We start from the raw sequence: 10763 nt of genomic DNA on the forward strand, positions 1-10763 counted from the left end.
ACCCTCGTCGGGTGCAAAAAAATGGCCCGCGTCCGTCTGCCGTGTCGATCCGCGGCTGCCCCGTTCGACCTTGGAGTGAGAGGGTCGAAAGGCGGCCCCGATATCAAGGAGACCAAAGATGGCGAAGTACATGCTGATCATGCGAGGCACGGACGAATCCGTCGCAAAGATGATGGAGACGCCCTTTGAGGAGATGCTCGAGACAGTGGGTCGCTTCAATGAGGAGATGATCCGGGCCGGCGTGCTCGTCGCCGCCGAGGGCCTGGACGACCCGGCCCAGGGCGTGGTGGTCGACTTCAGCGGCGAGGCGCCGGTGGTCACCGACGGTCCGTACGGCGAGACGAAGGAACTGTTCGGCGGCTTCTACGTGATCGACGTGGCTTCGAAGGAGGAGGCGGTCGAGTGGGCCAAGCGACTCCCGGCAGTTGCCGGCACGAAGTGCGAGATCCGCCGCGTGCCGAGCATCGACGAATTCCCGCAGGACAACGAGTGGATCATCAAGGAGCGGGCGTGGCGCGAGCGAACCGGCCAGCTCTGACGCCCGCGGCCACCAGCGGCCCGCCGAGCACCGAGTCGGCGCGGCGGGCCGTCGAGGCCGTCTGGCGGATCGAGTCCGCACGGATCGTCGGTGCACTGGCCCGCTACACCGGGGACTTCGAGCTGGCCGAGGACGTCGCGCAGGAGGCGGTGGCGGAGGCGCTCGTCACCTGGTCGCGCGACGGTGAGCCGGCGAACCCGGTGAGCTGGCTGCTGGCGACCGCGCGGCGGCGCGCCATCGACAGCTTCCGCCGCCGGTCGGCACTCGACGAGCGATACGCCGTACTCGCCGGTCGGCTCGCCGAGGGGGAGGCGAGCTCGGGCGCGGTGGCCCCGCGGGACCGGTCGGACGACTTGCCGTGGGACCCCGACCGGGTCGACGACGACGTCCTCGCGCTGATGTTCGTGGCCTGCCATCCGGTGCTCTCGCCCGAGGCCCGTGTGGCCCTGACGCTGCGCGCGGTCGGCGGCCTGTCGAGCGAGGAGATCGCCCGGGCGTTTCTCGTGCCCGTGCCGACGGTCCAGGCACGGATCACGCGGGCGAAGAAGACGATCGCCGCGGCGGGAGTGCCGTTCGAGCTGCCGCCGTCCGAGGAGCGGCGCGAGCGGCTCGGCGGTGTCCTGAGCGTGCTGTACGTGATCTTCACGGAGGGCTCGACAGCGACGACCGGTGACCGCCTGCTGCGCCCCGATCTCGCGTACGAGGCAATCCGGCTGGCCCGGATGCTGGCCGCATTGCTGCCCGATGAGCCGGAGGTGTACGGGCTGCTCGCTCTGTTCGAGCTCACGGCCGCGCGCTTTCCCGCACGCACTGGGCCCGATGGCGAGGCGGTGCTCTTGGAGGATCAGGACAGGCGTCTGTGGGACCGGTCGGCGATCCGTCGTGGTCTGGCCGCGATCGGCCGGGCCTCGGCTGTCGGGCGCGGCCTCGGACCGTACGGGCTGCAGGCAGCGATCGCCGCCTGCCACGCGTCGGCGTCCTCGGTGCCGGAGACCGACTGGGAGCGTGTCGTGCTCCTCTATGAGGCGCTCGGCCGCGTGGCTCCGTCACCCGTCGTCGAACTCAACCGGGCCGTCGCCGTCGCGATGGCGAATGGACCACAGCAGGCGCTGTCCATGGTGGACGAGCTGGTCGCCTCGGGCCGCCTGTCGGGGTCGTACCTGCTGCCGAGCGTGCGCGGCGAGCTGCTCGTCCGGCTCGGCCGGACCGCCGAGGCGCAGGTCGAGCTGGAGCTCGCCGCCCGGCTGTGCCGCAACGTCCGCGAGCGGTCGGTGCTGCTGCGCAAGGCGGCTGCGCTGGCGTGATACCCGTCCGCCTCCCGCTGTCCGGGGAGGCGGACCGGCCGAGTCGGTCGGCGTACCGGCAGGGCCGGCCGCCCGTTGCGGGCGGCCGGCCCTGCCGCACTGTGTGGTTACCGAACGTCGTAGGCGCGGGTGATGGTCTGGGTGACCGCGTTGCCGTTGGCGTCGGTGAAGGTGGCCTTCGTCGTGACCTGCTTGCCGGCGGCGCCGGTGTGGTCGAGGACGGCCGTCCACTTGCCGTCCTGCTGCTCGGTCGGCGCCCGGGTCCAGGTGGTGCCGCCGTCGTAGGAGTAGGACAGCGAGGCCGCTGTGATCGTGCCCGGGGTGTACCCGGCGTGGCCCTCGGCCGACAGGCCGACCTTGATGCCGCTCTGCGCGGGCAGCGTGTTCGTGCCGTCCACCGGCAGGTCATACGCCGGGAAGAGGATCGGCAGGCCGCGGGAGTAGACGTCCGGCTCCAGGTGGGAGCGGAAGCTCCAGGTGGTGGTGACATCTGTGGAGCGCAGCCAGTTCCGGTCCGAGGTCGGGACCTTGGACAGGTTCTGGGTGAGCTCGTACGCGGAGTCCTCAGCCGGAACCTTGAACACCTCGTACGGATAGGCGCTGGTGGCGATCTGCTCACCGTTGCGCTTCAGCACCAGGTTACCGAGGTCGCCGAACGATCCGCCGTAGGACCAGTGGTCGCCGGAGCCGTCGAGCCAGAGCGCGTTCTGGAAGCCGATCAGGTCGCCCTGCCGCTCGGCGGTCAGCATCAGCTTGCGGTCGGCGTCGCGCGGCGCAGCCGGCCGCAGGGGGCCGCCGTACCACTCCTCGGCGCTCCGCTGTCCGGTCCGGTAGGTGCGCTCTTGGTCGTTCATGAACGCGGCAAACGGGAAGCTGGTCATCGCGCCGTGGTACCAGGCGTCGTCGCCGGTCGTGTAGTAGGCGGTGCGGGTACCGGGCACGTGGACGGAGCCGAACGGGCTCACGGGAACGTAGTTGCCGCTGCTACCGGTGGGGCGGATGAACATCGCGTCGATGTAGTCGGCCTCCTTGCCCATGGCGTTCCACGTTTCGGTGACCTGGGCCAACTTGGAGTCCTTGGGCTGGTAGACCTGGTCGGACTGCAGCGGACCCTGGGTCGGGAACGACAGGTTGTAGACGTAGGGCGAGCCGTCTTCGGAGCCGGTCGCGCGCCAGGTGGGCCGGAACTCGAAAGTGCCGTTCTTGGCCCGTCCGTCGACGTCTGCGTAGAACTTCTGGACGGCGCTGCCGGACACGAGCGATCCGGTCAGCTGCCAGGTGTCGTCCCACGTGCGGGAGTAGCTGAACGTGGTGTTGTTCACCTTCGAGGGGCGGTCGGTGTGCAGGCTCAGCTGGTGGGCCTTGCGGGCGTCGAGGACGACGGTGGTGTCATGGGTGATCCGAAGCTGCGGGTGCGCGAGGTAACTGACTGATTCGGGCGCGTTGTTCGCGTCGTACGTCGCCACGAAGCTGCTGAGGGCATAGTCGCCCGGGCGCACTCTGTACGCCTGGTCGGTCGCACCCGAGTTGCTGCGGCGCTCGCCCTTGTCGGTGTCGAGACTGGCGAGGTCCAGGGAGGAGGGGCCGGCCGCGGGCTTGCCGTTACGGTCGATGGCCTTGACCCGGAGGGTTACCGTCTCCGGCTGGACGTAGAGCGTGACAGGCACGGAGACGTGCACATCGCCGCCGGTGGCCAGGATCCGACCGGTGACCGCACCGTACTGGGCGTCCTTCAGATGGGCGGTGGGGTCGATCCGCAGCGGCACCTGGGCGGTGGCCCCCGCGGGGACGGCCACCTTGCCCTGCTCCAGCTTCATGATGCCGGAGTTGACGTCGCTGCCGTCGTTGCCGTGCACCCCGCTGAGCTTCAGGCTCAGGGTCAGGTCGCTGCCGCTGGTGTTGGTGAAGGGTACCTGCACGGTGGTGCGGTCCGAGCTGTCCTGCGGCCAGTTGTAGCTGCCGGCCTGGACGGCGGGCGCGGAGAGCACCTTCTGGTTCACCCCGCCGAACACGTCAAGCACCCCACCGCCGGTCTGGTCGGCGCCGGCGACCTTGCCGCCGCTGCGGGCGGAGGAGACCAGGGCGGCCTTGATCTGCTGCGCGGTCCAGTCCGGGTGGGCCTGGCGGACGACGGACGCGGCACCCGCGACATGCGGGGTGGCCATGGAGGTGCCCGACATCGACCGGTAGGCGTAGACGCCGCGGCCGCCCGCGCTGGCCGCCGAGATGTCGACGCCGGGGGCGGCGATCTCGGGCTTGAGGGTGTGGGTGACGGCCACCGGACCGCGGCTGGAGAACCACGCGGTGGTGTCGTCGCGGTCGACGGCGCCCACGGTCAGCACGCTGGGCACGCAGCCGGGCGAGGAGACGGTCTCGGCGCCCGAACCGGCGTTGCCGGCGGCGACGACGAACAGCGTGTGGGTGTTCTGCGAGAGCTGCTTCGTGGCCTGGGCCATCGGGTCGGTGCAGTCGCCGATCCTGGGGTTGCCCAGGCTCATGGAGACGACGTCGGCCTGCTGGTCGACGGCCCACTGCATACCTGCGATGATCCAGGAGTCCAGGCCGTAGCCCTGGTCGTTGAGGACCTTGCCGATGAGCAGGGAGGTACCGGGGGCGACGCCCTTCTTGCGGCCGTCACTGGCCGCTCCGGACCCGCCGACCGTGGAGGCGGTGTGGGTGCCGTGGCCCACCCGGTCATCGGTGGTCTTGGAATCCGTGAAGTTCTTGGACGCGGCGACCCGGCTCACCAGGTCCGGGTGCTCGGCGTCCACGCCCGTGTCCAGCACGGCGACCTTGGTGCCCTTGCCGTCGTAGCCGGCCGCCCAGGCCTCCGGCGCGTGCACTTGCGCGGTGGACCGGTCCAGCGTGGCCTCGACCTTGCCGTCCAGCCACAGCTTCTTGAGCGTGGAGGCGGAACGTGAGCGGGTGTTGGTGACGTCCTGCCAGAAGGCGGCGGCAGTGTCCTTGCCGGCCTTGAGCGCGACGCCGTCCACAGCCGGGAGGCTCAGGCCCCGCTCGGCCCCGCTCGGCCCCGCGAGGGGCCGCCGGCGCGCTTTCGGCAACGTTCACACTGTTCTGGTAGGTGGCGATGAGCGGCAGCGTGTCGGTGTGTGTCGTCGTATCCCTGGCGGATGAGGCCAGTGACGTTGAACAGCTGCTCGTCGACCTTGCCCTCGGCGATCGCCTGGGAGGCGTCCTCCGGATAGACGTAGAGGTCCTTGCCCATCTGAGAAGTTTGGACCATTGGCTGTGTGCCGTCCTCGCGGGGCAGCACGGCCGCTGAGCTGCGGCCCGACGCGTCCGTTGTCACCAGCACCTTGTCGCCGTTGACGAGCGTGACCGACACCTGCTTGCCGCCCGCTGCCGTGGCCCCGCTGCCGATGATGGGCCTCTTCCCCGAGGCACCGTCAGGCGGCGTATCCGCCGCCCCGGAAGGCGCGACCGCAGTGACCGCCAGGACGGCTCGGCGCCGGTCTCAGCTTCGCGGTGCTGTACACGGTCGAGACCGCGGCCGCGCCCGCCGACCGGACGACCTCCGCCGGATACATCGCCGACATGATCGCCGGTCTCGTCATCATGGCCGCCGCCATCGCGATGTCGTTCCTGATCCCCAAGCCGCCGAGAACCGATAGAGACTCGGTCAGGTACCTGTCGGCGTGGGCGCGCGCGCCACCGCTCCGGTAGATGCCTCCAGCCCGGATCACGGGCCCGCCGGCGGTGAAGCAGGAACCCGCCAGGAGTTGGCGGTCACCCTCGCAAGGTGACCACCCACAGACGGAGACTCCTCGGCCCTCAGGCCGAGGAGGAGGATGTCAAAGCCAGCCCGCACGCGCGGCATGCCACCCGAGTTGCAGGCGCGAATCCGCTCCGGCGAGGTCCATCAGGCGGCGTGTCCGCCGCTCCACGGTGCGTATGGAGAGGCCGAGCTGCGAGGCCACCCACCGGTCGGAGATCCCTGCCAGCAGCAGGGCGAGGACCTCCAGTTCCCCCTCGGTCGGCTGCTGATCGGCTGCAGGCTCCGCGCGCACACCCGTGGTGGTGGCGTACAGCGGCCGGGCCTGGGCCCATTCCTTCTCGAAGAGATGGACCAATGCCGTCAGCAGGCCGCTGCGGTGCACCACGATTGCGCTCGGCTCGTCGCCGGAGTCCGCCATGTCCAGTGGCACCATGGCACGCTCCCGGTCCGACACGACCATCTTCAGCAGCAGCGAGTCGACCAGGCGAAGCTCGAGGCCCGCCGTGACGGCCGCCCGCACGTCCCGCGCTACGTCGTGGCCGTCGAGATAGTTCTTGGCAGCCACAACCCGGAAGTCGACTCCGCGGTCCAGCGCGGCACTCTCCGACATGTCGGCATCCTCGCGCTGCACCGCGATGGGCGCGCCGACAAGGAAGACAAGCAACTCCCGCTGGGCGCCGCGCTGCAGTTGGTGGAACCGGTGTGCGACCTGCTCCACGCCGACGACCACCTTCACGACGCTGCCCGCAGCGTGCGCGGCGGTACTGCGGTACTGCTCGGTCAGCATCGAGAACGCGGTCTCGGCCCGGTGCAGCGCGTTGCGCTGCTCGACGAGGAGCGGAGCCAGGGCCACCGAGGGTGGTGTGAGCCGGTAGCGGGCGGGCTGGAGGCCGGCCCCGCAGTCGGCCGAGTCAGGTGCCCCGCTCTCGGCCTCGGTGGCGACCGCCACAAGCCCACGTGTCGCCAGGTCGAGCAGGATACGGGCGGTCTCGGCCTTCTCGATTCCGGTCTGCCGGGCGAGGTCCTGCGCGGAGGCTGTCGGGCGGGCCAGCAGTGCCGTGTAGATGGCCTCTTCGGCCGGGCCCAACCCCAGTGCTTGCAGCATCCAGCTCCCCCTTCGGGCGGCCGCCGTGCCTGGCCTTGGCGCAGCTCGGGTGGACCGAACGGATTCCTCCCAGCGGACCCTATCCCGCTGTCAGGATGTCGCCGTTGCCCGGGGCCTGCTGGGGCCTGGTCATGTTGTTGAAGATCCAGATCGGGAGTGTCTGGACACCGGGGCCCGCGGTGAAGGTGGTCACCACGATCTCGTCGAAGGACAACGCGAAGGCCAGCAGCCCGCCCGCGAGCAGCGCCGACCGCAGCAGAGGGAAGGTGACGTCGACGAAGGCGCGGAAGGTGCGGGCGCCGAGGTCCATGGCGGCTTCCTCACAGCTACCGGGCATGCGGCGCAGCCGAGCCACGACGTTGTTGAAGACGACGACGATGGCGCACGTCCAGCGGTCCAGGGGCGCCGCCTGTGTCTGCCCGTCGCCCCGCAGGCAGAGTCGAGGCATCAAGACCGTCGCGGCGAGCGATCAGGAGGCCGAGTTCGTAACGGCTGACTGCGTCTCGCCCTGCGACGTGACGGATTCCGGCGTGATCGGAGAATGCGAGTTCCAGAATCGCTGCGGCGAGGTCCGACACATGTACAGAGCAACGGACATCGTCGGTGAACAGGGCTCCGTTGCGGCGCCCATCAGACAGCTCATGAACGAACTTCTCGTGCTCGGAGTCGCCATCGCCGATGATCAGCGACGTTCGGACGATGACGGCTGCGGGGGCCAGCAGGCGGATCGCGGTCTCGGCCGCGGCTTTTGCGGCGCCATATGGAGTGATCGGATCCGGCGTAGCGGATTCGTCGTAGCAGACCTGGGCGCCGGAGAAGACCGCGTCGCTCGACACGTGCACCAGCCGTGCTCCCTGGCTGGCAGCGGCCATCGCGACCCGGATGGCGCCCTCCGCAGTTGTCGCCCAATCGGTCTTCCGAGAAGCCGCGTTGATCACGACACGTGGATGCACTTCGTCGAGCACCGAGACGATCTCGTCGCGATTGCGGAGGTCAAGTGGCAGCCACTTGCTCCCGGAGTAGCGACCGGGGTTCCTCGCGAAGGTCCCGGAAACGGCGTGCCCGGAAGCTGTCGCCTGCCGTACCAGTTCCCCACCGAGGAAACCACTGGCGCCAATGATCAGCATGGTCATGACCCGAAACACTATGCCGAGAAGGGCTGTCCAGCAGGGCTGGGCTATCGGGTGGTGCCCCTGGTGTTGAAGCGCTTCCTTGAGGAACTCCTGGCCCTCCGGCGTGATCATCGGGGGCAGACTGTCGACCCACTCGCGGTGCCACGAGGTGAGTGTGGGTTGCACCATGCCGTGGACACCATGGGGGTTCCTCCTCGCGCGCGCCAGCAGCTTCAGCTGACGAGGGTCCGTGTTCGGAACGGGAACTGACCGCAGACATCGCGTTTACCGAGAACCGGTTCCCGCTGCGGCAGACGACCAGGTCCGCCCCTCCGCGCCCCCGGTGGGTGGCCGGTGACCTGGTCCGCGCCTCGGGTGAACACACTCAGCCGGTCGCCGTCCCGCACCAGGGCCGGGCTCGCGTCGGACCGCACCCCGACAGTTGTGCACTGAGCGGACTCGGCCGACGGCTGCCACCCCCGATCCGGCAGTCGCCGACCTTGCCCTGCGTGCCGGAGCACCGCCCCGCCACCCCGGGCGAAGAGACTCTGTCCTTCGGGAACCGGTGGCGCCCACCACTCACACCTGCGGAAGCACCACCGCCACCTCCCGGCGGGCCGACCCCGCACAAAGGTCCTGACATGCCATGGGCTGGAGCAATGGCCAGCCCGAAGCGCCGCGACGCAGCAAAATGGACGTCTTGACCACCTCATGTGCCAGGAGTCCCACGTGAACAGCCTGTGTGAGTGGAGCCGCCAGGAGCGCCGTCCGCGTGCAGGCCACACCGTAACTCCGTCCTGCGGCCGGGCAGCGTCCGTGCTCGCGCCGCTCACTCCGCGGCGGAGTGAGCAGTGAGGTGGCCGGGCCGCCCCGGGGCAGCGAGCGGCTCGGCAGCGCGGCCTGGCGGTGGGGGCCCGCAGGTGCCGGCCGCGCCCGCCTGGATGCGCTGGCTGCCCGCCTTCTACGTCGCGGGCATCCTGGTGGTCGAACCCATTACGCCCGTGCAGTGGCCGGTGAGCTTCCTGCTCATGGCCCTCCCCGTGATCGCCGCCTTCGCCCACGGCCCCGCTGCCGTCGCTGCCATCACCGTGTTCGCGATCGCCTTCGAAGCGGTCCTGGCCGGCACCCCGTGCTGCGCGGGCCGCCCGGTGGCATACGTGTGGGAGCGCCACTACGTGGCTGCCTACCTGTGCACCGCTCTGGTCGGCGTCCTTGGAACAATCCTGGCTGCCCACCGCATTCGCCGGGAACGCACCCTCGCCACCGTGCGTTTCGTGGCCGAGATCGCGCAGCGTGTCCTGCTCAGCCCGGTCCCTCACCGCATCGGCCCCATTCTGGTGGAAGACCTCTACCTATCCGCCGCCGCGGAAGCACGCATCGGCGGTGACTTGTACGAGGCCGTGCCCACCACGTACGGACTCCGCCTTGTCATCGGCGACGTCCGCGGCAAGGGACTCCCTGCCGTGGAGACTGCCGCCACCCTCCTCGGCGCCTTTCGCGAGGCCGCCCACGACGAACCCGACCTCGTCGCCGTTGCCCGCCGGATGGAGGCCAGCATGAACCGCAGGGCCGCCCGTCTGGCCGGAACTGACATCGGCGAGCGCTTCGTCACTGCTGTCTTCGCAGAGATCCCCCGCCACCATGTGGTCCGCATCGTCAACTGCGGCCACCCCCCGCCCCTCCTCATCCGCCCCGACGGAGTCACTGAGCTGGAGACGGCCGACCCCGCACCGCCCCTCAACCTCGGCATGCTCCTCACGGAGGCCTACCGCGTCGACGAATACCCTTTCCGCCCCGGCGACCAGTTGCTGTTCTACACCGATGGCGTCACCGAAGCACGCGACCCCACCGGGGCCTTCTACCCCCTCCGCCAACGTGTCCTCTCCTGGGGCCCCCTCCAGCCCCGGGAACTCCTCGATCGTCTCCATCACGACCTCCTCATCTACAGCAACAACCGCCTCCACGACGACACCGCGGCCCTCGCCGTCTACCACCTGCCCGACTAGCCTCGCTGTTCCGGTTGCCGTGGCGGGATGCTGATTGTCGTCAACTCGTTGCTGGCCGTGACGCTTTCGTTGTGTCGGCATGCCCGGTGGCCGACGCGGGGGCCGGAGTCTCCAGGGTCTTTCGTATCGCGGGCGGCCAGGGCAGTTGTCCGCCAGGAGCTACGGCGATGAGGACAGTTACGCCTGGGCAACACCGCACCACCGCTCGCCCTGGGCCATACTCAGGGTGAGCGGCGGGTACCAGAACGACCCAGTCCATGACCACTATGCAGCTTGGTCCCGTCGCCGGCTACGACTGTTGTCCAGTAGAGCGTCGTGAACGTGTCGTAGTTCCCGAGGCGTGGGTCTTCCTGCAGCCTCCCAGTCAGCTCCGCAACCGCGTCCTCGGCCGCGCCGCCGAGTTCCCCCCAGCGTCTCGCGCACCTCGCCCGGTATCTCCACGGACACCACCGGCCCCTGGTTACTCACGCCTTCCTCCGAAGTCGTCGTCCTGGGCGCGCTGCCGATTCTCGCATCTCCGTGAAAGCTGCACTCTTCACCCGCTGGAAGGCTGCTTCCGCACAAACTCGCCCCGTCGTCTTCAGGCAAACGCCGCCCGCCCCCGCGAAACCGCCGCGGAGCACCGTCGCAACAGCATGACCCTCAAGGGGACCAACCAGTGAGCCCGGCCCTCGACGAACGCAACCGGTGCACCGACCGGACGCTGGCTCACAGGTCCTTGGCGATCACCGTGTTCGTATCACCCCGGCCGAAGCACCCGACCGCCTCAAGCCGTAACTCTTCCCGGAAAGCCTGCCGTTCGGCGGTCACGCGTTGGCGACAGCAGCTGGAGCAACAGTCGCTCTCGTTGTCTTCACCGGGACATCAGGGACCTGCCGATCAATAACTCTTCGTTTTTCGTGGGTTGTTGGGTCGTAGGATGCGGGGGTGTTGGAGGGGACGAGGGCAGAGCTGGTGGATGC

General features: G+C 69.4%; 8 protein-coding genes and 1 pseudogene. 4 read left to right on the plus strand and 5 right to left on the minus strand.

Annotated elements, in window-relative coordinates:
* Positions 1-118 precede the first annotated feature (118 nt).
* Positions 119-538, plus strand: a complete 420-nt coding sequence (locus ACGFSA_RS25345; RefSeq protein WP_393307860.1) for a YciI family protein — start codon at positions 119-121, stop codon at positions 536-538.
* Positions 511-1842: an RNA polymerase sigma factor gene (locus ACGFSA_RS25350; RefSeq protein WP_393307862.1), complete on the plus strand. Its 1332-nt coding sequence runs from the start codon at positions 511-513 to the stop codon at positions 1840-1842. Before ACGFSA_RS25345 ends, ACGFSA_RS25350 begins: the two co-directional genes overlap by 28 nt.
* 107 nt (positions 1843-1949) lie before the next feature.
* Here the strand turns inward: ACGFSA_RS25350 and ACGFSA_RS25355 are convergent, their stop codons facing one another.
* Together ACGFSA_RS25355 and ACGFSA_RS25360 are read right to left on the minus strand one after the other, a co-directional pair.
* A complete protein-coding gene (locus ACGFSA_RS25355) occupies positions 1950-4835 on the minus strand; it encodes a S8 family serine peptidase (protein ID WP_393307864.1) in 2886 nt (961 codons plus the stop codon).
* Positions 4836-4846: 11 nt separating this feature from the next.
* Positions 4847-5188, minus strand: a complete 342-nt coding sequence (locus tag ACGFSA_RS25360) for a hypothetical protein (protein ID WP_393307866.1) — start codon at positions 5186-5188, stop codon at positions 4847-4849.
* 140 nt (positions 5189-5328) lie between these two features.
* Between ACGFSA_RS25360 and ACGFSA_RS25365 the strand changes: the two genes are divergently transcribed.
* Positions 5329-5526, plus strand: coding sequence for a hypothetical protein (locus ACGFSA_RS25365; protein ID WP_393307868.1), 198 nt, complete (start codon positions 5329-5331; stop codon positions 5524-5526).
* Between the two features lie 128 nt (positions 5527-5654).
* Here the strand turns inward: ACGFSA_RS25365 and ACGFSA_RS25370 are convergent, their stop codons facing one another.
* The 3 genes and pseudogenes from ACGFSA_RS25370 to ACGFSA_RS25380 all read right to left on the minus strand — a co-directional run bounded on the left by ACGFSA_RS25370 (position 5655) and on the right by ACGFSA_RS25380 (position 7816).
* The gene (locus ACGFSA_RS25370; RefSeq protein ID WP_393307870.1) at positions 5655-6683 is read right to left on the minus strand and encodes a helix-turn-helix domain-containing protein; all 1029 of its coding nucleotides are present in this window, start codon (positions 6681-6683) and stop codon (positions 5655-5657) included.
* Between the two features lie 109 nt (positions 6684-6792).
* A pseudogene (locus ACGFSA_RS25375) lies at positions 6793-7071 on the minus strand (ABC transporter permease); the annotation flags it as partial.
* Positions 7010-7816, minus strand: coding sequence for an SDR family oxidoreductase (locus ACGFSA_RS25380; protein ID WP_393307884.1), 807 nt, complete (start codon positions 7814-7816; stop codon positions 7010-7012). The pseudogene ACGFSA_RS25375 and the gene ACGFSA_RS25380, both read right to left, overlap by 62 nt.
* Before the next feature lie 899 nt (positions 7817-8715).
* Here ACGFSA_RS25380 and ACGFSA_RS25385 point away from each other — a divergent pair.
* Positions 8716-9801, plus strand: coding sequence for a PP2C family protein-serine/threonine phosphatase (locus ACGFSA_RS25385; RefSeq protein WP_393307872.1), 1086 nt, complete (start codon positions 8716-8718; stop codon positions 9799-9801).
* The last annotated feature ends 962 nt before the right edge of the window (positions 9802-10763 follow it).

Origin of the sequence: Streptomyces sp. NPDC048496 (assembly GCF_043200055.1) — a bacterium.
Classification (GTDB): Bacteria; Actinomycetota; Actinomycetes; order Streptomycetales; family Streptomycetaceae; genus Streptomyces.